This is a genomic window from Streptomyces sp. NPDC021224 (assembly GCF_044332905.1).
Classification (GTDB): Bacteria; Actinomycetota; Actinomycetes; order Streptomycetales; family Streptomycetaceae; genus Actinacidiphila.
The window spans coordinates 85,218-110,615 of sequence record NZ_JBIRPW010000008.1 but is presented as its reverse complement, the minus strand read 5'-3'; the positions used below and the strand labels follow the sequence as shown (position 1 = coordinate 110,615).

At 73.9% G+C, this 25,398-nt stretch carries 20 protein-coding genes; 10 read left to right on the top strand and 10 right to left on the bottom strand.

Translation table 11 applies throughout. The features are described from left to right. Positions 1 to 232: 232 nt before the first annotated feature. The 4 genes from ACH4PY_RS21400 to ACH4PY_RS21385 all read left to right on the top strand — a co-directional run bounded on the left by ACH4PY_RS21400 (position 233) and on the right by ACH4PY_RS21385 (position 4,943). Positions 233 to 967, top strand: coding sequence for a response regulator transcription factor (locus ACH4PY_RS21400; RefSeq protein ID WP_398184990.1), 735 nt, complete (start codon positions 233 to 235; stop codon positions 965 to 967). Positions 968 to 1,030: 63 nt separating this feature from the next. Next, entirely contained in the window at positions 1,031 to 2,680 is a 1,650-nt protein-coding gene (locus ACH4PY_RS21395) for a sensor histidine kinase (protein WP_398184987.1), read from the top strand. A gap of 165 nt (positions 2,681 to 2,845) precedes the next feature. Beyond that, on the top strand, positions 2,846 to 3,118 hold the full coding sequence (locus ACH4PY_RS21390; RefSeq protein WP_398184984.1) for a GlsB/YeaQ/YmgE family stress response membrane protein: 273 nt from the start codon (positions 2,846 to 2,848) through the stop codon (positions 3,116 to 3,118). Between the two features lie 379 nt (positions 3,119 to 3,497). Further along, a complete protein-coding gene (locus tag ACH4PY_RS21385; RefSeq protein WP_398184981.1) occupies positions 3,498 to 4,943 on the top strand; it encodes a hypothetical protein in 1,446 nt (481 codons plus the stop codon). Here the strand turns inward: ACH4PY_RS21385 and ACH4PY_RS21380 are convergent. From ACH4PY_RS21380 to ACH4PY_RS21370, 3 genes are all read right to left on the bottom strand, one after another. Further along, the gene (locus ACH4PY_RS21380) at positions 4,930 to 7,518 is read right to left on the bottom strand and encodes a DUF4132 domain-containing protein (protein ID WP_398184978.1); all 2,589 of its coding nucleotides are present in this window, start codon (positions 7,516 to 7,518) and stop codon (positions 4,930 to 4,932) included. The genes ACH4PY_RS21385 and ACH4PY_RS21380 overlap by 14 nt on opposite strands. A 330-nt stretch (positions 7,519 to 7,848) precedes the next feature. Next, positions 7,849 to 9,486 carry an FAD-dependent monooxygenase gene (locus tag ACH4PY_RS21375; protein ID WP_398184975.1) on the bottom strand — a complete coding sequence of 546 codons (1,638 nt, stop codon included), beginning with the start codon at positions 9,484 to 9,486 and terminating at the stop codon, positions 7,849 to 7,851. A 98-nt stretch (positions 9,487 to 9,584) separates the two neighbouring features. Beyond that, complete coding sequence (locus tag ACH4PY_RS21370; RefSeq protein ID WP_398184972.1) at positions 9,585 to 10,265, bottom strand: TetR family transcriptional regulator; 681 nt, start codon at positions 10,263 to 10,265, stop codon at positions 9,585 to 9,587. Positions 10,266 to 10,488: 223 nt separating this feature from the next. Here ACH4PY_RS21370 and ACH4PY_RS21365 point away from each other — a divergent pair, with 223 nt between their 5' ends. The 3 genes from ACH4PY_RS21365 to ACH4PY_RS21355 all read left to right on the top strand — a co-directional run bounded on the left by ACH4PY_RS21365 (position 10,489) and on the right by ACH4PY_RS21355 (position 15,274). Continuing rightward, positions 10,489 to 10,884, top strand: coding sequence for a hypothetical protein (locus tag ACH4PY_RS21365; protein WP_398184969.1), 396 nt, complete (start codon positions 10,489 to 10,491; stop codon positions 10,882 to 10,884). Next, on the top strand, positions 10,884 to 13,355 hold the full coding sequence (locus tag ACH4PY_RS21360) for a DUF4132 domain-containing protein (RefSeq protein WP_398184966.1): 2,472 nt from the start codon (positions 10,884 to 10,886) through the stop codon (positions 13,353 to 13,355). Before ACH4PY_RS21365 ends, ACH4PY_RS21360 begins: the two co-directional genes overlap by 1 nt. A 224-nt stretch (positions 13,356 to 13,579) precedes the next feature. Further along, complete coding sequence (locus ACH4PY_RS21355; RefSeq protein WP_398184963.1) at positions 13,580 to 15,274, top strand: vWA domain-containing protein; 1,695 nt, start codon at positions 13,580 to 13,582, stop codon at positions 15,272 to 15,274. A 92-nt stretch (positions 15,275 to 15,366) separates the two neighbouring features. Here the strand turns inward: ACH4PY_RS21355 and ACH4PY_RS21350 are convergent, their stop codons facing one another. The 6 genes from ACH4PY_RS21350 to ACH4PY_RS21325 all read right to left on the bottom strand — a co-directional run bounded on the left by ACH4PY_RS21350 (position 15,367) and on the right by ACH4PY_RS21325 (position 20,500). Further along, on the bottom strand, positions 15,367 to 16,152 hold the full coding sequence (locus ACH4PY_RS21350) for a succinate dehydrogenase iron-sulfur subunit (protein ID WP_398184961.1): 786 nt from the start codon (positions 16,150 to 16,152) through the stop codon (positions 15,367 to 15,369). Next, positions 16,152 to 17,909, bottom strand: a complete 1,758-nt coding sequence (gene sdhA / locus ACH4PY_RS21345; RefSeq protein WP_398184958.1) for a succinate dehydrogenase flavoprotein subunit — start codon at positions 17,907 to 17,909, stop codon at positions 16,152 to 16,154. Before sdhA ends, ACH4PY_RS21350 begins: the two co-directional genes overlap by 1 nt. 30 nt (positions 17,910 to 17,939) lie before the next feature. After that, positions 17,940 to 18,419, bottom strand: a complete 480-nt coding sequence (locus ACH4PY_RS21340; RefSeq protein ID WP_398184955.1) for a succinate dehydrogenase hydrophobic membrane anchor subunit — start codon at positions 18,417 to 18,419, stop codon at positions 17,940 to 17,942. Between the two features lie 3 nt (positions 18,420 to 18,422). After that, entirely contained in the window at positions 18,423 to 18,803 is a 381-nt protein-coding gene (gene sdhC, locus ACH4PY_RS21335) for a succinate dehydrogenase, cytochrome b556 subunit (protein ID WP_398184952.1), read from the bottom strand. A 50-nt stretch (positions 18,804 to 18,853) separates the two neighbouring features. After that, positions 18,854 to 19,441, bottom strand: a complete 588-nt coding sequence (locus ACH4PY_RS21330; protein ID WP_398184949.1) for a 2-oxo-4-hydroxy-4-carboxy-5-ureidoimidazoline decarboxylase — start codon at positions 19,439 to 19,441, stop codon at positions 18,854 to 18,856. 264 nt (positions 19,442 to 19,705) lie between these two features. After that, positions 19,706 to 20,500, bottom strand: a complete 795-nt coding sequence (locus ACH4PY_RS21325; protein WP_398184946.1) for a DUF4253 domain-containing protein — start codon at positions 20,498 to 20,500, stop codon at positions 19,706 to 19,708. Between the two features lie 175 nt (positions 20,501 to 20,675). On the opposite strand from ACH4PY_RS21325, the gene ACH4PY_RS21320 reads away from it, so the two are divergent. After that, complete coding sequence (locus ACH4PY_RS21320; protein ID WP_398184943.1) at positions 20,676 to 21,395, top strand: RNA polymerase sigma factor; 720 nt, start codon at positions 20,676 to 20,678, stop codon at positions 21,393 to 21,395. A 9-nt stretch (positions 21,396 to 21,404) separates the two neighbouring features. Next, positions 21,405 to 22,481, top strand: coding sequence for a hypothetical protein (locus tag ACH4PY_RS21315; RefSeq protein WP_398184940.1), 1,077 nt, complete (start codon positions 21,405 to 21,407; stop codon positions 22,479 to 22,481). Between the two features lie 147 nt (positions 22,482 to 22,628). Here the strand turns inward: ACH4PY_RS21315 and ACH4PY_RS21310 are convergent, their stop codons facing one another. After that, complete coding sequence (locus ACH4PY_RS21310) at positions 22,629 to 23,564, bottom strand: L,D-transpeptidase family protein (RefSeq protein WP_398184937.1); 936 nt, start codon at positions 23,562 to 23,564, stop codon at positions 22,629 to 22,631. Positions 23,565 to 23,816: 252 nt separating this feature from the next. Between ACH4PY_RS21310 and ACH4PY_RS21305 the strand changes: the two genes are divergently transcribed. After that, positions 23,817 to 25,397 carry a methylmalonyl-CoA mutase gene (locus ACH4PY_RS21305; protein WP_398184935.1) on the top strand — a complete coding sequence of 527 codons (1,581 nt, stop codon included), beginning with the start codon at positions 23,817 to 23,819 and terminating at the stop codon, positions 25,395 to 25,397. The last annotated feature ends 1 nt before the right edge of the window (position 25,398 follow it).

Below are 25,398 nucleotides of genomic sequence, written 5' to 3'. Positions count from 1 at the left end.
GATCCATCCCCCATCATCTTCGTCTGCGTCATCTGCGTCGTCTTCGTCTGTGCTGCGGCCCGGTACGCGGCCTCGTGCGGTCGCGCACGGTCGCGCACGGTCGTGCCGTGATCACTCGCCCCCCACCAGAGTCAGCCGTGACAAGCGCGCCCACCAAGCCGAACGGCCTTCTCTCAAGGAACTCCAAAGTTCGCGCCCCCCGGAGGACACCCGGTGTGCGGATACTTGACGCATGGAGACAGCTGTCGGTACGGCTCCCACCGTGCTCGTCGTCGAGGACGAGCCGGGCATCGCGGACATCCTGCGCATCACGCTGACGTACAACGGCTTCACCGTGCACTGCGCGGCCACCCGCCGGGAAGCCCTGGCCGCGGTCCGCGCCCACCGGCCCGACCTCGTGCTCCTCGACGTGATGCTGCCCGACGGCAACGGCTGGGAGCTGTGCCGCGCGCTGCGCGCCGAACACCCGGCGGGGCGGGACGGCGAGGGCGACGACCTCGCCGTCATCTTCGTCACCGCGCGGGACGCCCCGCGCGACGTCGTCGCCGGGCTCGCGCTGGGCGGCGACGACTACATCACCAAGCCGTTCGGCGTGGACGAGGTCGTCGCGCGCGTGCACGCGGTGCTGCGCCGTACCCGCCGCACCACGGGCGTCGCGGACCGGGTGCTGCGGCACGGCGACCTGGAGATGGACGAGGCGACGTACTCGGTCCGCCGCTCCGGCCAGCCCGTCGAGCTGACGCCCACCGAGTACAACCTGCTGCGGCACCTGCTGCGCAACTCCGGGCGGATCGTCTCCAAGGAACAACTGCTCCAGCACGTCTGGCAGTACGACACGGTGGTGCCCTCCACCGTCGTCGAGACGTACATCTCCTACCTGCGGCGCAAGCTCGACCGGCTGGGCCCGCCGCTGATAGAGACCCGGCGCGGGGTCGGCTACGGCCTGCGGGCGGTCGAGGGCACATGACGGGCCCGCGAGCGGGGACGGGGACGGGCACGGGGGCGGCGGGGACCGGACGGGTGTGAGCACATGAGCAAGCGGCTGCTGCCGTGGGCCTACGCGTGGTTCGCGGCGGAGTCGAGCCGCCGCAAGCGCGACGCGGCGGGACGCCGGGGCGGAGTGCTGTGCGGCAGCGGGCGGCTGCTGCCCGGACCGAAGACGCTGCGCGCCCGGCTCACCCTCGCCAACGTCGCCTTCGTCGCGCTCGGGCTGCTCGCGACCGCCGCCTTCAGCGTCATGGCCACCGACATGGTGCTGGGCAGCGAGATAGACCACACCCTCAGCGACTCGCAGCGCTCGCTGCGCAGCACCCCGGTCACCGCCAACGGGCTCCAGCAGCTGTGCACGCTGGCGACGATCCTGCAGACCGGTCACGACGGGGACGACGGCGGGGGCGGCCTGCCCTTCGCCAAGGCCTTCAAGCAGGACCTCTTCGTCGTCCTCGACCCCGACGGCCGCAACTCCACGGTGTGCGAGAACGGCATGGGCACCGACAACCGCGTGCGCGCCGACGTCACCGCCGCCCTGCCCGACCCCGCCGACCTCGCCCGCAGCGGACGGGCCGTCAACGTACGGGCGGCCGGGACGGACTACCGGGTCGTCGTCACCCGGCTCGGCGACGGCAGCATGGTCGTGCAGGGCATGCGCTACAGCGGGGTCGAACGCGCCATCCACAAGCTGCTGGGCTGGGAGTTCGTCGCCGGGTTCGTACTGCTCGCGCTGCTCGCGGTCGGCTCGCTGACCTCGGCGCGGCGGCGGCTGAGCCCGCTGGAGGCCATGGTCGAGACCGCCTCCGCCATCGCCGAGGGGGACCTGTCCCGGCGGATCGCCACCGGGCGGTACGGCTCCAGCGAGGTGCAGCAGCTCAGCACCGCCCTCAACGCGATGCTCCAGCAGATCGAGACCGCCGTGACCGAGAGCGAACGCGCCACCGCCCAGCTCCGGCACTTCCTCGCCGACGCCTCGCACGAACTGCGCACCCCGCTCGCCTCCGTGCAGGGCTACCTGGAGCTGTACGAGAAGGGCATGCTCGACGCCGACGACAAGGAACGGGCGCTGCGCCGGGTCTCCGCCGAGGCCGCCCGGATGAGCCGCCTCGTCGACGAACTCCTCGCGCTCGCCCGCCTGGAGGAGCGGCCCGGACTGGACTTCCACCCGGTCGACCTGTGCGCGCTGGTCCGCGACGCCGCCGCCGACCTGGCCGCGCAGCAGCCCGGCCGCCCGGTCACGCTGCTGCTCCCGGAGCAGGGGGGAGCGGGCAGCGGATGCTCGGTGTGGGCGCTCGGCGACGAGACGGGGCTGCGGCAGGTCGTCGGCAACCTGCTGAGCAACGTGCGGGTGCACACACCGCCGGACGCGCCGGTCGTCATCGAGGTGCGCGGCAGCGTGCGCGGGGTGCGGCTGCGGGTGAGCGACGCCGGGCCGGGCCTGGACGCGCGGGACGCCGAACGCGCCTTCGACCGCTTCTTCCGGGCCGACCCGGAGCGCGCCCCCGACACGGGCGGGGCGGGGCTCGGCATGGCGATAGTGCACGCCGTCGTCCAGGCCCACCACGGCACGGTGCGGCTCGACACGGCGAAGGGCGCGGGCCTCACCGTCCGGGTGAGCCTGCCGGGAGCGCCGCCGCCGCCCGGTCTCACGGCGCCCGAGGCGGTGGGGTCGAGCCCGGCGGGGCGCTGAGCGCTCACCCGGCTCGCCGGACACGCCGGATTCCCCGCAGCCCCCGACGGCGTCACGGCTGCCCGGGAGATCTTCGCCGGGCGGGGCGCGGCCGGGATGTGACGGCGGCCGCGCCGCGCGGATCCGTACAGGTGTGTGACGCGGGTTCAGGGGCAGGCGGCCGACATGGGCATCATCGGATGGATCGTACTGGGACTGCTCGCGGGCGCCATCGCCAAGATCATCCTGCCGGGCCGCGACCCGGGCGGGCTCATCGGGACCACCCTGATCGGGATCGTCGGCGCCTTCCTCGGCGGCTGGCTGTCCGCGAAGCTGTGGGACAGGCCCGTACCGCACCACTTCTTCGACGGCAGGACGTGGGTGGCCGCGATCGGCGGCTCGCTGGTCCTCCTCATCGCCTACCGCATCATCTTCGGCGACTCGCGCGCCCGCCGCTGAGGTCCCGCGCCCGCCGGCGGCCGTGCCCGAGGACAGGCGGGCACGGCCGCCGGTGTCCCGGGCAGGGGCGCGTACGGCCCGGGTGAGTACCGGTGCGGCCGGGGGCGGCGGCATCGACAGCCGGGGGACGGCGTCGCTAGGCTGGATGTCATGACCCTGCTGGTGAGCCGCCGCCATGTGGACCACGGCCGCGCCACCACCACCGGGTGTCGCCGCGTCAGCTGACGCGGCCTTCTCTCGTTCCGACACCTCGTCCGTACGAGGGCCGCTGCTTCCTTCCCGCTTCCGGCCGGGCGGCCCCGTACACCCCTTCTCCGCACCCTCGTACGACCGCGGGCGGCCGCCGGGCATCCGACCCCTGCCGCAAAGGACCCCGCCCATGCGTCCGCACGCCCCGCGCCGCCGTCTGCTCACGGCGCTGGCGACCGCCGCCGTCGCCGCGCTCACCGCCACCGCGACGGCCTCCGCCACGACCCCCGGCTTCGGCCCGCTGCCCCCGCAGAACCCGGCCACCGCGCCCAACGGCACCGCCACCATGCACGGTGACAGCGCGTCGAGCGACACCACCCCCTACGCCGGACCCGGCACCGGCTCCGTCGCCTGGACCCGTACGGCGCTGGCGTCGGCCTGCCCCACCGTCGTCATCGGCGCGGACGGCTACCCCGTGACGCTGTGCACCACGATCTTCGGGCAGACCCCGACCGTCCACCTGCTCGACCCGGCGACGGGCGACGACTTCGCCTCCCTCGGCCTGGCGAAGGGCAGCCTCTTCGGCGGCGTCTATGCCTACCTCGACCAGTCGGACGCGCTCGTCGTCGTGGACGGCAACGACAACCTGCTGCGCATCGGCCACCACCGGCAGGGCGGCTCCTGGGCACTGACGGTCGACGGGTCCACCTCGCTGACCGGGGCGCTGCCCGCCGACGACGCCATCGTGGGGCTCAGCCCCGGCTGGGACGGCCGCGTGTGGTTCGCGAGCGCGGGCGGCGTCATCGGCACCGCCGACACCACGACCGGCGCCGTGCACACCCTCAGCACGGGGGAGGGCATCGGCAACAGCATCTCCACCGTGCCCGGCCTCACCGCCGTCGCCACCGACCACGCGCTCTACCTGCTGAGCGAGACCGCCGACGGCACGCCCGTGATCGACTGGCGCGCCCCCTACGACCGCGGCCCCGGCCGCAAACCCGGCCAGCTCACCTGGGGCACCGGCGCCACCCCCAGCTTCTTCGGCCCCGGCGACGGCACCGAGTACGTCACCCTCACCGACAACGCCGCCCCGCACGAGAACCTGCTGGTCTACCGGGTCGCCGACGGCCCCGACCCGGTGTGCAGCACACCCGTCCTCACGCAGTACGCCCAGAGCGGTACCGAGGACGCGGTCATCGCCAGCGGCCGCAGCGTCTTCGTCACCAACACCTTCGGCTACGCCTACCCGGCCCTCCCGGACGGCGCCCCGCCCAGCGTCCCGTCCTCGGCGGGCTTCGACGGCGGGCTGAGCCGGATCGACGTGGACGCCGACGGCAACGGCTGCCACGTGGTGTGGAACAGCACCGCCAAGTCGGCGGCGCTGCCCCGGCTCTCGCTCGGCGACGGCCTGCTCTACACCGTCACCGTCAGCGGCCCCACGGACGTCGTCGGTTCCAACACCTTCGCGACCTACTCCTACGCGGCCCTCGACCCGGCGACCGGCAAGGCCGTGAAGACCTCCGCCATCGGACTCGGCCTGCTCTACAACCCGCTCCAGATGACCGGCACGACCGCCCCCGACGGCACCCTCTACCAGGGCACCGAGACCGGCGTCCTGCGCATCACCCGCCGCTGACCGGCGCTCCCTCCGCCGCAGGTGGCGGCAGCTGGCGGGTGATCGTCGGATCGGTGATCGACGCGTCGTCCGCCAGCAGGAACGCCTTGGACAGCACCACCGCGAGCATCCCGCCGTCCTCCTCGAACGGCAGGAAGACCCGCCCGGCCGCGCCCTGCTGCCGGGCGGGCACGATGCACAGATACGCGTCGTGCGGCTCGACCAGCACATTCCCCGAGCCCAGATGGATGCGGTACGACGCCCGGTCGCCGCGCACCCGCAGGAAGCGCCCGGCCAGCTCCACCCGGTCGGCGATCCTGGTCCGCGGCAGCAGCCGGGCCAGCGCCTCCTTGCGCACCTCGGCGGACTGCGGCAGCTCCCCGAACGCCGCCGCGTCCCAGCGCGCCGCGAGCCGCCCCTCCACCGCGTCCCGCCACTGCGGATCACCCGCGATCGACGCCACCCCGACGAAGAGGTCCACGTCGCGCAGCGTCTCGCTCAGCACCAGCGGCGGCACCTCCGCCAGCGCCACCGGCACCCAGGACCTGCCGGCCGCCGCCTGCCGCTCGAACCGCACCCGGTTGGTGGAGCACACCTCCGCCAGGCCCGACTCCGGCCGGACCTCCTCGACCAGCTGGTAGTCGAAGCGGGCCCGCCACCCCACCGGGCCCGCCGCGGGGATCTCCCGCACCGCCTCGCCCTCCGCCCCTCCGTCCCAGTGGCCCAGGTGCTTCGAGGACCAGCCGCGCGCCGACATCAGCGAGCGCGCCTGCCCGAGACGCAGCACGTGCGCCGCGAAGCGGTTGGAGTAGCCGCCGGTCGCCTCCTCCGCGGGAGTGAGCGGGTAGATCTCCCGGAAGACCTGCTTGAACGGCTGCCGCAGCTGCCGCTCCGTCACCTCCGTCCGCCACGCCGCGACCTCGGCGACCTCTGCGCGCAGCGGATGCCACAGCCGCACCCGGTCCGTGCCGCCCACCGGGACCGCCGTGCCGTCCGCCCCGGCCAGCACCCACCCCGCCCCGGCCCGCTCCGGCAGCCCCGCCCGCCAGCCGTGCTCCCCCTCAGCCCTGTCGTCCGCCCTGTCGTCCGCCCTGTCGTCCGCCCTGTCGTCCGCGGCCGGGCGGACCTCCCACAGCAGGGCCTTCGCCTGCGCACCGACCATCGGATGGTCGGCGTAGCAGCGCTGCCAGTCCGCGCCGCTCCAGCTCACCCCGGCCGCCAGCAGCTCCTCCAGCCGGACCCGCTCGGCCGCCAGCAGCTTGCGCAGCCCCCTCAGCTCCTCCCGCAGCCGCGCCACCTCACCGGCCGCCTCCCGCTTCGCCGACGCGGGCGGCGCCGCGACCCGCCGGCCCGCCGCCGTCACGAAGGTCAGCGACGCCCGCCCCGACGTGTCCGCCGCCAGCACCGCCGTCGTGCCGTCCGGCAGCGCCACCTCCCGGCGGTGCTCCCCGTCCAGCCCCGCCGTCGGCACCGCCCGCTCCCGCAACTGCGACGGCGCCAGGCCCGAGCGGGCGGCCATCTCCCGCTGGGCGCGCTCCGCCTTCTTCAGCACGCCCTGATGGGCCACCGCCCGCCGCAGCGAGCCCAGTTCGCCGACCGCGACCGCCCCCAGGCCGCCGTCGAAGCCGCCGAGCACCACGACCGCGGTGTTCGCCACCTGCTCGCCCCGCGACTGGCCGCCCTTGCCGCCGGTCCCCGTCCCGGCGTTCCGCGCGCACTCCGCGATCAGCCGCACCGCCTCCTCTCCTCCCGCGCCCGCGTCCGCCGCCGCCAGATCCGCCAGCACCCACAGCAGGCCCCGCACCAGGAAGGTGTTGGCCCGGCCGGTCAGCCCCTTCATCCGGCCGACCTCCCCGTAGGTCCAGCGCATGACCGCACGGCCCTCCGGCAGTTCCGCGAAGCCGGCCACCAGCGCCCGCACCGCCTCCGCCCCGCGCGGCGCCGCCCCGACCAGCTCCGCCGCCTGCGCCCGCCACCGCGCCCCGGCCCTGACCTGCTCCAGCGTCACGCAGTGCGCCAGCAGCTCCGGAACCCCGGCCGACGCCAGCACCCCCGCGTGCTCGGCCCGCATCCGCGGTCCGTACGCGTCGTCGTCGTCCAGCACCGTCCAGTGCAGGCCCGAGCCGTCCGGCAGCAGCAGCGCGTCCAACCGGCGGCCCAGCCGGGAGCGTTCCCCCTGCGTGGCGTCGACCAGCGGCAGCCAGCGCGCGACCTGCGTGACGTCGGCCCGCAGCGCGAGCTGCTCGTCCGGACCGAGCACCTCCGCCGCCGCCACCGGCAGCGCGAGCATGCCGTAGCTGCGCGTCCACACCCGGGGCAGCCGCCCGATGACCCGCCCGGCCAGCTCCTCCGCCTGCTCCGCCGTCCACCGCAGCGGCATCGCCGCCAGCGCCCGCACCGCGTGCTCGCCCGGCCCCTGGCGGGTGGCCACGCACAGCTCCTCGTGCAGATGCAGCGCCGCCCTGCGCTGCTCGGGCTCGGGAAGGCCCGATACCAGCCGCCCCACCTCCGTGTCGTCGAACGACCGCCCGTGCACTCCCTCCTTCTCGTCCCGCCCCAATGCCGCGTTCAGCCGCGTCGCCAGCAAGATCGCCATCGCCCACCCCTGCGCCTGGCGCCCCGGGCGGGGCGCCGTCCTCCGATGGCCAGCAGACTAGGCACCCCCACCGACACCCCGCCCCGCGCGCCGGCACCGTCAGCCCGGCCCGCGCACCCGCACCCCGCGCAGCCGCACCCGCGCACCCGCACCCGCACGGTCAGGCCCCCCTGCGCGCCCGGCCCGCGCAGCCGCACCCGCGCACCCGCACCCGCACGGTTAGGTCACCCTGCGCGCCCGGCCCGCGCAGCCGCACCCCGCACGCTCGCACCCGGTCCGCCCCGCGGGCGGGCGACGCACCCGCCGCGTCCCCTCGGGCGGGCCCGCGCCCTACGCCGCCCCGAACCACCGCCCTCCCGCCGCGCGCAGCTCCGCCAGCTCCTCCGGGTCGGGCTCCGTCGCCGAACTCACCCACGCCACATAGGAATCCGGACGGATCAGCGCCGCCGTGAAGGGGGCCGCCCCCGGTGTCCGGACGGACACCCGCACCACGTCCACCCCCGCAGCCCCGCGCGCGGACCAGCCCTCCGCCACTTCCGCGGCCGCTGCCCCCTCCGTCAGGTCCAGCAGCAACGGGCGTCCGCTCCGCGCCAGTTCGGCCAGCCGCACCGGCCCCTCCGCCGTCTCCAGCGGCACATCGGGCGCGAAGCCGCCCAGCAGCGGATGCCCGTCCGCCGCCGGGCCCGCCGTACCGCCGCCCATGGCGTAGCGCAGGTCGGAACCGGCTATCAGCGCGGCCACCCGCGCCACCGCCCGCTCGTCCCGCAGCAGTTCGCCGATCACCTGGCGCAGCGCGTCCACGTCACTGCCGGGCATGTGCAGGGCGTGCTGGGCCTGCGCGGAGAGCAGGGTGCGGCGGGCGGCGGCGCCGCGTTCGGTGTCGTAGCTCTCCAGCAGGCCCTCGGGCGCGGTACCGGCGAGGGCAGCCGCGAGCTTCCACCCGAGGTTGACGGCGTCCTGGAGCCCGGCGTTCAGGCCCGGTCCGCCGCCCGAGGCGTAGACATGGGCCGCGTCGCCCACCAGGAAGAGCCGCCCCGTGCGCATCCGTTCGGCCACCCGCGTGTTGCCGCCCTTGAGCCGCCGCAGCACGTGCGGGCCCGCACCCTCGGGCGCCGCCCAGGGGACCTCCACGCCGAGCACCCGGGCCGTGCTCGCCCGCATCTCCTCCAGGCTCATCGGCTCGTCCCCCTCCACCGGCTCCCACTCGATCGTGGCCACCAGCGGCGGCCGGCCGGGCAGCGGCGCCCAGGTGAAGGCGCCCCGCTCGGTGCGCAGCGGCAGGAACGGCGGCACCGTCCCGGCACCCGGCACGTGCAGCCCCGCGGCGTCGGCCCATCCCGCGGGCACCGACACATGCGCGTGGCGGGCCACCGAGTGGTCGTAAGTCACCCCGGGGAAGCCGATCCCGGCGAGCTTGCGGGCCGGACTGTGCGCACCGTCGGCCCCGACGGCGTAGCGCGCCCGCACCTCGTACGCCCCTTCCGGGCCCGACACCTTCAGCTCGACCCCGTCCTCCCGCAGGGCCAGGCCCACCACTTCGTGGCCGGCGCGTATCTCGGCGCCCAGCTCACGCGCCCGTTCCTCCAGCACCTGGGCGATCCGCTGCTGCGGCACCGCCACGGTGTAGACGGGGCTCTCCTCGAGCAGGCTCAGATCCAGCGGCATCCCGGAGAACATGAAGCCCGTGCTGTTGGGCCGCGGCGCCCCCGGCTCACCGGTCAGCGGCTCGCACAGCCCGCGCCGGTCCAGCGCCTGGACGACCTGGCCCACCAGGCCGTTCGCCTTCGGCTCGCGCCCCGGTTCCGCGAGCTTCTCCAGCACCAGCGACCGCACGCCCAGCAGCCCCAGCTCGGCGGCCAGCATGAGCCCGGTCGGGCCGCCGCCCACGATCACGACGTCCTCGGCGGCCACGTGCCCCGTGTCCGTTCCGTCCGTTCCGCTCGTTCCACCCGCAATGTTCCCGCTCATCAGGACGCACTCCTCCCAACTCTCCACGCACGGTTGTTTTTCGACACGTCACAGCTGAGGTGTGGCGTGACGCGGTCCGCGGCCTCGCGCCGCGGGTGTCAGCTCTCCGCGGGGGCGGGTCCCGGCGAGGACAGGCCCTTGCGCAGGTGTTCCAGCGCCTCGTCTATCAACGGGGCCAGCGGGACCGGGGGATCGGCCCGCAGCCAGTGGGACAGCGTCGCGCCCATCGCGGCGCCGACCGCGGAGGCGACCAGCTTCGGGTAGAGGTCGGCCACCGCGTCCGTACCCGTCCGCGCCGCTATCGCCTCGGCGAGCACACCCTGCGCCTCCTGGTCGGCGCGCATCACCTCGGCCTGCACCGCGGGCTCCGTCAGCACCTCCCAGATCGCCTCGCGGTGCTGCCGGCGAGGGGTGCGTCGCTGGTGCGCCGCGCTGTCCTCGGGGGCGAACTCGAACCGCAGCGCCGTCCCTATCGCCTCGAACAGCGGCTCCACCGCGGGCCGTTCGCCGACCGCCCGGGCGACCCGGGCCATCCGGTCCAGATGCGTGGCCGCGACCGCTTCCGCCTTGCCCGAGAAGTAGTTGCGGAACGTGCGCTCCGAGACGTTCACCGCCGCGGCGATGTCCTCGACCCGCACATTCGACCAACCGCGCTGGACCGCGAGCGCGATCGTGGCCTCGCTGAGCGCCCGCCGGGTCTGCTGCTTCTTCCGCTCACGCAGCCCCGCCGCCTGCTCGCCCACCCGCTCGCCCGCGGGCCCCTCCGTCTGTCCGTCCACCCGGACCGCCCCCTCGTTCTCCGTTCTCCGTCCTCCCTGTGACCCTCAAGCTAGCATTCTTTCCGAATCGGAAAACATGCCCTGTGGAAAACTTTTCTCATCCGGCAAGATTTTCCGACCATCGGGCCGCAACGGCGTGCCCGAGCCCGAGCCCGTGGCCCGCCCCGGCCCCGCACCGCCCGCGCCCCCGCCGCTGTCAGTGGTCACCCCTACGCTCTCGGTCATGGGAATGGTGACCTTCGTCGACGAGACGACATCAGGGGAGACCCGTGACTCCTGGGGGCTGGAGTTCGCGGAGGAGCGCGTCAGCGCCCGCGAGGTGATCAGGCGTCGGGTCTTCCAGGAGGTGGCGGAGTACAACGCGCGGCAGTCCGGCCTCTTCCGGGGCCTGGTCCAGCCGACCGACACCGAGCGCACCCTCAACGGCTACCGGCTGCGCACCCCGCGCCGCCTGGACGCCGAGGGGCAGTTCGCGCTGGCCGTCGAGGCCTTCGGGCGCAACGGATTCCTGCTGCTCGTCGGCGATCGCCAGATAGAAGACCTGGACGAGGAGGTCGATCTGTCCTCCGGGGCCGCCGAGGTGGTCTTCCTCAAGCTCGTGCCGCTGGTGGGTGGCTGATGGCCGTCATGGGGGAGCACGTGGTGGCGGTGCGCGCGCTCGCGACGGCCGCCGGGGCGGACGGGGTGGACGGGGTGGATCTGGAGCGGCTGGCCGACCGGCTGCGCTGGGCCTTCCACGGACCCGATGTGCCGGACACCGGCGCGGGCAGCAAGATGCTGGCCAGCCTGGACGCGCTGTCGCGCGACCAGCGCCGCGCGCTCGTAGGGCGGTTGACGGACGGCTACCGCGACCGCCCGCCGGCCGACGACGAGTCGCGCAGCGGGCTGCTCCTGCTGATCGTCCTCGCCGCGCGCGGCACGGGCCTGGACCCGCTCACCGAGGACCGCGCGGCCCGCCTCGCGGCGTACGACACCCTCAGCCTCACGTGGCGCGGCCACCGCCCCGACCTGCTCGCGCGGGCCGAAAGAGAGGCGGGCCGCGCCGTACCGGCGGGAGTCGTCGCCGTCATGCGCCGCAGCGTCGCCTCCGGCTACGCGCACCCGGACTACGTGCCCCTGCTCAAGCAGCTCCCCGATCCGCCGGTCAACCCCGGCGAGGCCTGGGCGGACGACGCACTCGCCACCGCCACGCTGCTCGGCGAGCCCTGGACGGCGCTGTTGCGGCACGCCGCCACCGCGACCGCCGCACGCCCCACCGCCCGCTGGGAGAAGGAGGCCCGCGCGCTGATCGAGCGGATCGGCGCGGACGCGCTGCGGGACAAGGCGGCGGCGTGGCTCGGTCTCGTCGGGCGGCCGCGCACCGTGCCGTACCGCGACGAGATCGACTACGGTCCCGACACCAACGCGCTGATCGACCCCTACAACGCCAACGCCCTGCGCGGCCTCGCCTGGACGCTCGCGCTCCTCCCGCCGCACCCGGCGATCCCGCGCGCGCTCGGCTTCCTCGTCGACGTGTGCGTGCGCAAGGTCCCCGGGCACGGGCCGCGCAATCCCAAGCTCGCCAACGCCGGGGTGACGGCGCTGGCCCGCTGCGAGGGCGAGGCGGCCCTCGGCGAACTGGCCCGGCTCGCCGCCCGGGTCACCTTCCGGAGCACGCTCAAGCAGATCGACCGCGCCCTGGAGGCGCGGGCCGAGGCGCTGGGTCTGAGCCGGGAGGAGGTCGAGGAGCTGGCGGTGCCGGCCTACGGGCTCACCGAGGTCGGGCTGCTCCGGCACGCGCACGGCGAGCTGGCCGTACGCGCCGGAAAGGCCGTCCTGACGTGGCGCAACGCGGCCGGAAAGCAGGTCAAGGGCGTTCCGGCGGCGGTGCGGCGCGACCACCCGGAGGAGGTCGCCGCGCTCAAGGCTGCCGCCAAGGACGTCGAGCGCATGCTCGGCGCCCAGTCCGAGCGGCTGGACCGGCAGTTCCTGGCCCGCCGCCGGTGGGCGTACGCGGAGTGGCGCGAGCGCCTCCTCGACCATCCGCTGGTCGGCACGCTCGCCCGCCGCCTGCTGTGGACGGTCGACGGCCGGGCCTGCGGCTTCGCGGACGGCGAGCTGCGCACCCTCGCCGGGGCGCCCCTCCCGCGCGAGGGGGGCACCGTCGAGTTGTGGCATCCGGTGGGCCGGGAGGTCGCCGAGGTCATGGCCTGGCGGGAGTGGCTGGAGCGGCACGGGATCACCCAGCCGTTCAAGCAGGCCCACCGCGAGGTGTACCTGCTCACCGACGCCGAGCGCCGCACCGCCACGTACTCCAACCGCTTCGCCGCGCATGTGCTGCGCCAGCACCAGTTCCAGTCGCTGGCCGCCGCCCGGGGCTGGAGCAGCAAGCTGCGGCTGGCGGTGGACGACAGCTACCCGCCCGCCGAGCGTGAGCTGCCCGAGTGGGGGCTGCGCGCGGAATTCTGGGTCCAGGGCGGCGACGCGCACGACCTCACCGACTCCGGGAGCTTCCTGCACCTGGCCACCGACCAGGTCCGCTTCTACCCTGCCGGTGCGCCGCGCAACTACGCCCACTCGTGGGGCGACGAGTACGGGCCGCTGCGCGGCGCCGAGCACGTCCCGCCGCTGCCGCTGGCGGAGGTCCCGCCCCTCGTGCTCAGCGAGGTGCTGCGGGACGTCGACCTCTTCGTCGGCGTCGCCAGCGTCGGCAACGATCCGACCTGGCAGGACGGCGGGCCGGAAGGCCGGTACCGCGACTACTGGCACCGCTACGGCTTCGGTGAGCTGACCGTCTCCGCGCAGGGCCGCGGTGACGTCCTCGCCCGCCTCCTCCCGCGGCTCGCGATAGCCGACCGGTGCGCGGTCGAGGGCCGCTTCCTGCATGTGCGCGGCGACCGGCACACGTACCGGATCCACCTCGGCTCGGGCAACATCCTCATCGCCCCGCAGGACCGCTACCTGTGCATCGTCCCCGGCGGGAGCAGGGCCGCCGACCCCGGCTACCTGCCCTTCGACGGCGATCGCACGCTCAGCCTCATCCTCAGCAAGGCCCTGCTGCTGGCCCGCGACACCGAGATCACCGACCCGACGATCCTCGGCCAGCTCTGACCCGGCCCACCCCGGAGCAGCTCCCGAGCCGGGACGGACGGGAAAGGGACCGGCGCGCCCGCCCGTAAAGTCCTGATCATGCTCTTATCGTGGTAAAAAACCGCTCTGTCGTGAGGTCGCGTCACGACCGTGCCGCCCGGCGGCCGGCAAGCACGCGGCGGACAGCACGCAGCAGACAGCTCGCGGCAGGCGGCCCGCAGCAGGCAGCAGACAGAAAGGCCGCGATGAAGCACGGACTCCGCCTTGCCGCAGCGGGAGCCCTCGCGCTCGCGCTGAGCACGGCCGCCACCGCCGGTGCGGCGGCCGGGGCACCCGCCCCGCGCGTCGTACCGGCGCCCGGCGCGGACAGCAGCGTCGTCACCGTCAGGACCGGCGGCGACCGGGCCGCGACCGACACCCCCGCCCCGCTGGCGGGCGTCCGCCTCGCCCTCTACGCGAGCGCGGACGCCACCGACCCGCTCACCGACCCCTGGGCGCAGTGCACCTCCGACGCGGACGGCGACTGCAGCTTCGTCGTCCCCGACACGGCCACCGGCGGGGCGAACAACGGCCGCGTCCTGACCGTGGGCCAGGTCGCCGCGCCCGCCGGCTGGTACACCAACCCCGTGCTGCGCACCGGCCCGGGCAGCGGTTCCGGCTCGGTCGCCTCCCCCTACCGCTTCCAGACCCCCGCGCTGGAGGGCGGCGGCACCTACCGCTCGACCCGGGAGTTCATGTACAGCTCCAGCAACGCGCTGCCCACCCGCTCCGGCGGGGTGTGGCAGTCGTCCCGCGACAACCCGCCGCTGCCCGACTCCTGCGGACTCGACGTCGCCGTGGTGCTCGACCTGTCGGCGTCCGTCGGCAGCCAGCTGCCCGCGCTCAAGGCGGCCACCGACGCCTTCACCGACGCGCTCACCGGCACCCCCTCCCGGCTGGCCCTCTTCTCCTTCGACCAGGAGTCGCCCGCCACCAGCGTCGGCGCCAACCACCCCGGGCTGCAGTCGGTGTCGACGGCCGCCGGGGCCGCTGCCTTCAAGAGCCTGTACGCGGACTGGACCCTGGGCCGCGGCACCAACTGGGACCGCGCGCTGTGGGCCGTCGCCCAGGCACCCGAGCACTACGACGCCACCGTCGTCCTCACCGACGGCAACCCCACCCGCTTCGGCAGCCTGCACGGCGACGGCGCCAACACCCACTTCGTCGACGTCGAGAACGGCATCTTCTCCGCCAACGCGGTGAAGGCGGAGAACACCCGGGTCATCGCCCTGGGCGTCGGCAGCGGCGTGGCCGGCGTCTCCGGGCTCAACCTGCGGGCCATCTCCGGCCCGACGGAGTTCGACGGCGGCAACACCACCGCGGCCGACTACTTCCAGACCGCCGACTACGGCCAGGCGGCTCAGCAACTGCGCGCCCTGGCCCTGGACAACTGCACCGGCAGCCTCACCGTCGTCAAGCAGATCGCGCCCGAGGGCACGACCGGCGAGGACGTCACCGGCTCGGTCCCGGCGGGCGCGGGCTGGACGTTCGACGCGTCCACGACGACCTCCGGCGTCACCGGCCTGCCCGACCGGCAGACGACCATCGCCGACGGCACCGGTTCGGTCACCTTCACCCCCGGCTTCGGCACCAACCCGTCCGCCGACATCACCGTCGGCGAGGTCCAGCAGTCCGGATACGACCTGGTCACCCAGGGCGGGCAGAACGCCATCTGCACCGACCTCGACACCGGCCAGGTCCTCCCGGTGTCCAACACCGCCACCGGCCCCGGCTTCACCGTCACCGCACCCCGCGAGGACGCCGTGAGCTGCACCGTCTTCAACCGCCCCGCGAACGACGACGGCGACGGCGACCATGACCACGATCACGACCACTGCCCGGACGACGGCCACCACCCCGGCTACGACCACGACCCGGCCGGCTACGCGCGCGAGCCGTAAGCGGCGCCGCCGAACCGGACCGCACGACACCCCGGCCCCCGGGCGCGCAGCGCGCCCGGGGGCCGGGGAGGGAACAGCGGTGACGGAAGGGGTCAGTACCGCCGGGTGATCAGCGCGCGCTTGACCTCCGCGATGGCCTTCGTCACCTCGATGCCGCGCGGGCACGCGTCGGTGCAGTTGAAGGTGGTGCGGCAGCGCCAGACGCCGTCCTTGTCGTTCAGGATCTCCAGCCGCTGCTCACCGCCCTCGTCACGCGAGTCGAAGATGAAGCGGTGCGCGTTGACGATGGCGGCCGGGCCGAAGTACTGGCCGTCGTTCCAGAAGACCGGGCAGGACGACGTGCACGCGGCGCACAGGATGCACTTGGTGGTGTCGTCGAAGCGCGCGCGGTCCTCGGCGGACTGCAGCCGCTCCCGGGTGGGCTCGTTGCCCTTGGTCACCAGGAAGGGCATGACGTCCCGGTAGGCCTGGAAGAACGGATCCATGTCGACCACGAGGTCCTTGAGCACGGTCATGCCCTTGATGGGCTCGATCGTGATGGGCTTCTCGGGGTTGATGTCCTTGATCAGGGTCTTGCAGGCGAGCCGGTTGCGCCCGTTGATCCGCATGGCGTCGGAGCCGCACACGCCGTGCGCGCACGAGCGGCGGAAGGTCAGGGTGCCGTCGATCTCCCACTTGACCTTGTGCAGCGCGTCCAGGACGCGCTCCTTGGGGTCGATCGGGATCTGGTAGTCGACCCACTCGGCGTCCGCCGACACCTCGGGGTTGAAGCGGCGCACCCGCAGGGTGACCGTGACCAGGTGGGACGCGCCGGCCTCGGCGGCGTCCAGGGCCGCGGAGTGCCCGCCGTCGAGCGTCGGGGTGCTCGGGGTGCTCATCAGTACTTACGCTCCATCGGCTGGTAGCGGGTCTGCACGACCGGCTTGTAGTCCAGGCGGATCGTCTCGGCACCGGTGGCCGAGTCGAACTCGCGGTAGGCCATCGTGTGCCGCATGAAGTTGACGTCGTCGCGGTTGGGGAAGTCCTCGCGGTAGTGGCCGCCGCGGGATTCCTTGCGGGCGAGCGCGGACACGGCCATGACCTCGGCCAGGTCCAGCAGGTTGCCCAGCTCGACGGCCTCCAGCAGGTCGGTGTTGAAGCGCCGGCCCTTGTCCTGGACGGAGACGTTGCGGTAGCGCTCGCGCAGCTCGCCGATCTTCTCGACCGCGGTCTTGATGGTCTGCTCGGTGCGGAAGACCATCACGTTGGCGTCCATGCACTCCTGCAGCTCGCGCCGCAGGTCGGCGACCCGCTCGGTGCCGGTGGACTCGCGCAGGTGCTCGATCAGCTCCACGACCTTCTCGGCCGGGTTGTCGGGCAGCGGCACGTAGTCGTTGGCGTGCGCGTACTCCGCGGCGGCGATGCCGGAGCGGCGGCCGAAGACGTTGATGTCCAGCAGCGAGTTGGTGCCCAGCCGGTTCGCGCCGTGCACGGACACGCACGCCACCTCGCCGGCCGCGTACAGGCCCGGCACCACGGTGGTGTTGTCGGACAGCACCTCGCCCTGCACGTTGGTGGGGATGCCGCCCATGGCGTAGTGCGCGGTGGGCTGGATCGGGATCGGGTCGGTGTACGGCTCGATGCCCAGGTACGTGCGCGCGAACTCGGTGATGTCGGGCAGCTTGGCGTCCAGCTGCTCCGGCGGCAGGTGCGTGAGGTCGAGGTAGACGTGGTCGCCCTCGGGGCCGCAGCCGCGGCCCTCGCGGATCTCGGTGTAGATCGCGCGGGAGACGACGTCGCGCGAGGCGAGGTCCTTCATGACGGGCGCGTACTTCTCCATGAAGCGCTCGCCGTCCTTGTTGCGCAGGATGCCGCCCTCGCCGCGGGCGCCCTCGGTGAGCAGGATGCCCATGCGCCAGATGCCCGTCGGGTGGAACTGGAAGAACTCCATGTCCTCCAGCGGCAGCCCGCGCCGGAAGACGGCGGCCTGGCCGTCACCGGTGAGGGTGTGCGCGTTGGAGGTCACCTTGAAGAACTTGCCGGTGCCGCCGGAGGCGTAGATGACGGCCTTCGCCTGGAAGACGTGGATCTCGCCGGTCGCCAGCTCGTACGCCACCACGCCGGCCGACCGCTTGACGCCGTCGACCTCGGTGAGGAGCTGGTCCAGGACGTAGAACTCGTTGAAGAACTCCACACCCTCCTTGACGCAGTTCTGGTACAGCGTCTGGAGGATCATGTGACCGGTGCGGTCGGCGGCGTAGCACGCCCGGCGGACCGCGGCCTCGCCGTGGTTGCGGGTGTGGCCGCCGAAGCGCCGCTGGTCGATCCGGCCCTCGGGCGTCCGGTTGAACGGCAGGCCCATCTTCTCCAGGTCGAGGACCGCGTCGATGGCCTCCTTCGCCAGGATCTCGGCGGCGTCCTGGTCGACCAGGTAGTCGCCGCCCTTGATCGTGTCGAAGGTGTGCCACTCCCAGTTGTCCTCCTCGACGTTCGCGAGGGCCGCGGCCATGCCGCCCTGGGCGGCGCCGGTGTGGGAGCGCGTGGGGTAAAGCTTGGTCAGGACGGCGGTGCGGGAGCGCTTGGTGGCCTCGATGGCGGCGCGCATACCGGCGCCGCCCGCGCCGACGATGACGGTGTCGTACTTGTGGATCTGCATTGGGGTCGCTTTCCCTGTCCCAGCCCTGGCTCAGCGGATGTTCGGGTCGAAGGTGAAGATCACCAGCGAGCCGAGCGCGATGGTGAAGACCACCGCGGTGTACAGCAGCGTCTTGAGCCAGACACGGGTGTTGGCCTGCTCGGCGTAGTCGTTGATGACGGTCCGCAGACCGTTGCCGCCGTGCAGCATGGCCAGCCACAGCATGGCCAGGTCCCAGAACTGCCAGAACGGCGAGGACCAGCGGCCGGCGACGAAGGCGAAGCCGACCTTCTGCACACCGCCGTCGAGCACCAGCTGGATCAGCAGGTGGCCGAGGACCAGCACGACGAGCACCACGCCGGACAGCCGCATGAACAGCCAGCCGTACAGCTCGAAGTTGGTGCGGGTGGCGCGCGGGGTGCGCTGGGTGCGGGCCCGCGGCGGCTCGATGACCGGGGCGGGGTTCGCGGGGCTGTACGGGGCGACGCTGGAACCGGTCAGTTCGACGGCGTCGGAGATGTCAGCGGACATGGCTCAGTTCCCCCACAGGACTCGTGCGGCGTGGCCGAGGACGGGGTAGATCGCGCCGAGCATCAGCAGGATCCACACGCCGACGACCGTCCACAGCATCTGCTTCTGGTAGCGCGGGCCCTGGGTCCAGTAGTCGACCGCGATGATCCGCAGACCGTTCAGCGCGTGGAAGAGGATCGCGGCGACCAGGCCGTACTCCAGCAGGCTGACGATCGGGGTCTTGTAGGTCGAGACGACCTTGTCGTAGTCCTCGGGGGAGACGCGCACGAGTGCGGTGTCGAGGACGTGGACGAACAGGAAGAAGAAGATGAGGACACCGGTGACTCGGTGAGCCACCCAGGACCACATGCCTTCCCGGCCGCGGTACAGCGTTCCTGCCGGCACGGAAAAAACCCTCCGGGAGCGGGGCGAGGGGGTGCCGGCCTGTGTGTCGGTCACGCCCGGCCGGGTACGGTCCACCGGCCCCGGCCATCGTAGCGACGTGATCCGGCCTCGGTACGGCGGGGTGGGCCAGGTGTGAGCGATCCCGCACGGTCGGGTGAACGTGACGGCTCGAACGCGCGCAGCAGCCGTGCCCGGCACAGGCCGCGCAGCTGCTCCGCGGTGACCACGGACTCCTCGTCCGTGTCGTGTCCCAGGCGCATCCGCAGGCTGGCGAGGGTCTGGTCGAGCGCGGCGGCCGGGTCGGCGGCGGCCCGCTCGTCGAGGGCGAGGATGAAGGAGTGGCCGAATTTCGCCTCGTAGTGGGCGTGCGCGGCGCGCAGCGCGGTGTGCACGCTCAGGCCGCCCCGGTCGGCCAGCGCGGCGGGCCGTTCGGCGGCCAGTGCCTCGGCGAGATCGCCCGAGGTCAGGTCGTACGCGGCTTCCTCCGCGGCCGCGAGCAGCGCCTCGACGGTCGGGTACGGGCGGTGGGCCGCGAGCCGCCGGGCCCACCGGGTGCTGCCGCAGCACGCCAGCAGCGCGGCCTGCGCGGCGGCGACCGGCGCCCCGTTGAAACGGGACAGCGGCGACGCCGACGGCACAGCCGACACCGGCGGTGCGGCGGCAGGCGGGGAGAGCGGGGCCGGCACGGACGGCGTGACGGCCTCGGAGGCGGGGTCGCTGGACAGCAGCGGGGCTCCAGGAGAGTGAACGGAACGGGCCCTACGGCGGAAGACCACTCTAGGCGGGGCCGCTTCGAACGCGGCGGGCGGACATACGAACTTCACCCGTACGGGCCCCTCGTGTCGTCCCCCGTTGACGCCCGCGTCGCCCTCCCCGGGCCCCCGCTCCGGGGGCCGTCCCCGTCAGTCCCACCAGAACGACCACAGCCGTTCGCCGCGCAGCGCCTCCGCGTACTCGGCGAAGGGGAAGCCGCCGTCGTTCAGATTGGTCGCCCCCGTCAGGACGTGCTCCAGCGCCACATGGGCGGCGTGCCGCGACGCGAGCGGCGGCGAGGCCACCGAGACGAAGAGCGAGGCGCCCTCGAAGCCGATGACGCGCGCCCCGAACCGGTCCTCCCACGTCCGCAGCAGCGCGGACAGCTCCAGCGCGGGCGCGTCGGCCTCCCAGCCCACCGCGGCGGGGATGTCGGCGCTGCGGTCCACCCGGACGAGCGCGACATATGCCACGAAGCGGGTGGTGAAGTAGTGCAGCATCTGCCCGACCGCGACCCGCGCCACCGCGTCCGGCGACGGCCCCGGGTGCGGCTCGGACGCCGCCGCGAGCCCCGGCCAGGCGCCGAACGGCACCCGCAGTCCCGCGCTCTGCCCCGCGTCCGTCGTCGGGTCGGGCCCGGACCTGCCGCGCGCGGGCCAGAGCACCGGCCGCGCCGCGCGGCTCAGTTCGTACGACTGCCAGGAGTCGCGCAGCGACTCGGCGACGTCTACGGTGGCGACCTCCTCGGGCCCGTGCCCGTTGCCGTGCCCGCAGGGCCACGCCATCAGCACCGGGTACCAGCCGGTGCGGCGGTGCTGGCGGTGGCAGGACGTCCACAACCGGCCGGGCGCGACGACGGGTTCGTGGCTCATCCACAGCCCGGGGGCGGAACCGGCCACGATCCGGCCCGGGGGGAGGCCGTCGGGGAGGCGGTCCACATGCATGACGGCGGGCTCCTCCGTGGCGCGCGCCCGGGTGCGGGGTGCGCACCCGGGCGGGTGGTACGAGTGACGACGGCCGGGGGCCGCCTCCCCCCACAGGAGCGTCCCCGGCCGCCGACTTGTACGGCGTATCCCAGACCAAAAGTGTCACAGGCCCTTATGAGGCAGGATTGGCCGTGTGTTCGAGGGGGTGGGGCCGGACGTGGAACTGCCGGAGTCTCTGGAGGCCGCTGTCAGTGCGGCGCAGCAGGGCGACGAGGGGGCGTTCCGTACCGTCTACCGCGCTGTGCAGCCGCAGTTGCTCAACTACGTGCGCAGCCTGGTCGGTCCGGGCGAGGCCGAGGACGTCGCGTCCGAGGCGTGGCTCCAGATAGCCCGTGACCTGCCCAACTACCGCGGCGGCAGCGGGTCGATACGCGGCTGGGCGGCGCGGATCGCCCGCAACCGCGCGCTGGACCACATCCGCGCGCGGGCCCGTCGGCCGGTCGCCGGCGGCGGGGTGGACGACCTGGTGCAGATGCCGGACCGGTCGGACACGGCCGGCGAGGCGCTGGACGCGGTCGCGACCGACCGGGCGCTCGCGGCGATAGCGGCGCTGCCGCGGGAGCAGGCGGAAGCGGTGCTGCTGCGGGTGGTGATGGGACTCGATTCAACCAGTGCGGCAAGAGTGCTCGGGAAACGGGCCGGATCGGTGAGAATGGCGACTCACCGCGGGCTGCGGCGGCTCGCCGAGATCCTGGACTACACCGACGAGGGGGGCGGGGAGGGCTACCGGGACGGCGAGGGGGACGAGGACGGCGGGAGCGACGGCGAGGAGGGCCGGCGTGGCGTCCCCGGGCAGCGGCCGGCGGACCGGCAGAACGCGGATGTGACGTTTTCCGCGTCCAAGGCGCTGTGAGGGAGTGGGATGAGCGACAACACGCGACGTGACACCGCATCCACCGACCTGCCCCACCCGGCCCGTCACCCCTACCGGGCCCGGCGGTACGAGCACCGCCCGGCGGTCTACCCCGTGCCGCGCCCCGAGCGCCGCGGCACGGCCGTCCGCGGCCAGACCTGGCCCGACGCCCGCACCGCCGAGACACTGCTCGACGGCGGCAGCACCACCGCGCCGACCGGTGTGCCCGCCGACCGCCTGGTGCGGCTGCTCAGCGCCGCCCGCGAGGTGGGCCCCGTGCTCGACCCGGCCCGTGAGGCCGCCGCGCTCGCCGCCTTCCGCAGCGCGGTCGCCGGGCGGGCCGCGACCGGGGAGGCGCCGCGGCCGGGGCGGCTGGCCGCGCTGCGTGCCGCGTTCGCGGTGCGCAGGCCGCGGGTGATGGCGGCCGCGGTCGTCTCGGCGCTCGCGCTCGGCGGGGTCGTGGTCGGCATGGCCGCGGCCGCCCGCTCGCTGGCCCCCGGCGGCGCGGGCACCAGCCCGCTGGAGACCCGCCCGCCCGCGGCCGTCTCACCCGACGGCGGACGGCTGGGCCCGTGGACCGCGGGCCCCACCACGCGCTTCCCGGCGCCGCGCGCCACCGGCACCCCGCAGCGTGAGCACGACACCGGCCGTACCGTCCGCGGCTGCCGCGGCGCCCCCGCCCCCTGCCGCACCGACGCCGGCACGGGCGACGGCTCCCGTACGGGCGGCCACGGCCGGGGCACCCACCGGGGGAGCGGCCAGGGCAACGGACAAGGCAACGAGCAGGGCAACGACAACGACCAGGGGAACGACCGGGACGGCGGGGGCGGGTACTCCCGCGGGGACGGCTGGAACTCCTGGGGCGAACGCGTCGACGCGCCGCAGTCACCCGAGACGTACGGTGCGCCGGACCACGGCCAGGACCCCTCCGCGGCGTACCCCGCCGGGGGCGCCGGGGGCGCCGGGGGACAGGCCACCGCGGACCGGCCCGACCAGGGCGACCGCGCCGGGCGCCCGCCCGGCAGCGCGGGCTCCCGCACCACCCGTCCCGGACACCGCTCCCCGTCCCGCCCGCCGGGCAGGTGACACTTCTGACGGCCCGTGCGCTGTAGGGAGTAAGGCCGACTGGTCATCGGCCCCGATGACCCCGGTTCTCCCCGTACCGGGGTCGGACACGGAGCGCGGCCGGGCGCATTCCCCCTGCCCGGCCGCGCTCCTCCGCCTGCTCGCGGGTCACCAGTAGACGACGACCTTGTCGCCCACCTTGACCTCGTCGAAGAGCTTGGAGATCGCCGCCTTGTCGCGGACGTTCACACAGCCGTGGGAGGCGCCCGCGTAGCCGCGCGCCGCGAAGTCCGAGGAGTAGTGCACGGCCTGGCCGCCGCTGAAGAACATCGCGAACGGCATCGACGTGTGGTAGATCGTCGAGACGTGGTCGCGGCTCTTGGAGTTCACGTGGAAGAGGCCCTCGCGGGTCGGCGTGTACTGCGACCCGAAGCGGACGTCCATGGTGGCCTGCACCTTGCCGTCGACGACCCACGACAGCGTGCGGGTGGTCTTGCTGATGCACAGCGCGCGGCCGGTCATGCAGCGCGCGTCCAGCTTCTGCTCGGGCTTGGCCGGGGCCGGCGGGTACAGCTCCTTGTGCGTCGGGGTGTGCGTCAGCGATGTGAGCTTGGACCATGTGGTCTCGGTGACGCTGGTGCCGCTGCCGGACAGGCCGTGCCGCTCCTGGAAGTCGCTCACCGCGTGCTCGGTGACGGTGCCGTAGAAGCCCGTGGGGTTGCGGGAGAAGAAGTGCAGCTGGCCCAGCCGGGCCTGCAGCTCGCGGACCTTCGCGCTGGTCTGGCCCGACGCCATCAGGGCGGCGGGCTGCGCGGGGGCCTTCGTGGCGGGGGTCTGCGAGGGCTTCGGCGCCGTGGTCGTGGGCGCCGCCGTCGTGGTGGGCGGTGTCGTCGGCGCGGCCTCGGACGTGGCGGGCGCGGCGGTGGTCGCCGGGTCGGACACCGATGCCGTCGCGGACGCCGACGGCTTGCCGTCCGCGCCGCTGCCGTCCGGACCGCACGCGCTGAGCAGCGCGGCGGCGAGCGCCGCTCCGGCCGCCGCCGTCATCGGCACCGACATCCGCCGTCGTCTGCCGCTGCTGCCTCTGCCTATACCTGTCGACATCGCTGGTTATCCCCTTGATCAGCCGTTGTGCCCGCATAGACACGTATCCGGCGCGCACGGTTCCACCGCTCCGGGCCGCGGACTCCGTACTGTGAGGAAGGTCCCAGCTCGCGGCGCTGCGCCCCGTGCGGGCCCGCCACTACAGTCCGTGTCGGTAACTTCGCCGGTTCGCGCCGGTCCGCAAACATCCACCCCACCCCTATTCGTTCATCCCGGTTGTTTCAGCCCTTGAGTACAGCGGAGGCGTGCAGCATGACGCGCGAGTCGGAGAGCGGCCTGCCGATCGAACCCGTCTACGGCCCGGAGGCGCTGGCCGACTGGGACCCGGCCGAGCGGCTGGGGCAGCCCGGCGGCTACCCGTACACCCGCGGGGTCTACCCCTCGATGTACACCGGACGGCCCTGGACGATGCGGCAGTACGCGGGCTTCGGCACCGCGTCGGAGTCCAACGCGCGCTACAAGCAGCTCATCGCCAACGGCACCATGGGCCTGTCCGTCGCCTTCGACCTGCCCACCCAGATGGGCCACGACTCCGACGCGCCGCTCGCGCACGGCGAGGTCGGCAAGGTCGGCGTCGCGATCGACTCGATCGACGACATGCGGGTGCTCTTCGACGGCATCCCGCTGGACAAGGTGTCCACGTCGATGACCATCAACGCGCCCGCGGCCCTCCTGCTGCTGCTCTACCAGCTCGTCGGCGAGGAGCAGGGGGTCCCGGCCGACAAGCTCACCGGCACGATCCAGAACGACGTGCTCAAGGAGTACATCGCGCGCGGGACGTACATCTTCCCGCCCAAGCCGTCGCTGCGGCTCATCGCGGACATCTTCGCGTACTGCAAGGCCGAGATCCCGAAGTGGAACACCATCTCGATCTCCGGCTACCACATGGCCGAGGCCGGGGCCTCGCCCGCGCAGGAGATCGCCTTCACGCTCGCCGACGGCATCGAGTACGTGCGCACCGCGATCGCCGCCGGGATGGACGTGGACGACTTCGCGCCGCGGCTGTCCTTCTTCTTCGTCTCGCGCACCACGATCCTGGAGGAGGTCGCGAAATTCCGCGCCGCCCGGCGGATCTGGGCCCGCGTGATGCGCGAGGAGTTCGGCGCGAAGAACCCCAAGTCGCTGATGCTGCGCTTCCACACCCAGACCGCGGGCGTCCAGCTCACCGCGCAGCAGCCCGAGGTCAACCTGGTGCGCGTCGCCGTCCAGGGCCTGGCCGCGGTGCTCGGCGGCACGCAGTCGCTGCACACCAACTCCTTCGACGAGGCCATCGCGCTGCCCACCGACAAGTCCGCGCGGCTGGCCCTGCGCACCCAGCAGGTGCTCGCGTACGAGACGGACGTCACCGCGACCGTCGACCCCTTCGCGGGCTCCTACGTCGTCGAGAAGCTCACCGACGACGTCGAGGCCGCCGCCCTCGACCTCATGGCCCGCGTCGAGGACCTCGGCGGCGCGGTCGCCGCGATCGAGCACGGCTTCCAGAAGTCCGAGATCGAGCGCAACGCGTACCGCATCGCCCTGGAGACGGACGCGGGCGAGCGCGTCGTCGTCGGCGTCAACCGCTTCAAGCTCGACGAGGAGGAGCCGTACGAGCCGCTGCGCGTCGATCCGGCGATCGAGGCACGCCAGGCCGCGCGGCTCACCGCCCTCCGCGCCGAACGCGACTCCGCCGCGGTGGACGCGGCGCTGGCCGCGCTCCAGAAGGCGGCGGGCGGCACGGAGAACGTCCTCTACCCCATGCGGGACGCGCTGCGCGCCCGCGCGACCGTGGGCGAGGTGTGCGACGCGCTCCGCGCGGTGTGGGGCACGTACGTGCCGTCGGACACCTTCTAGG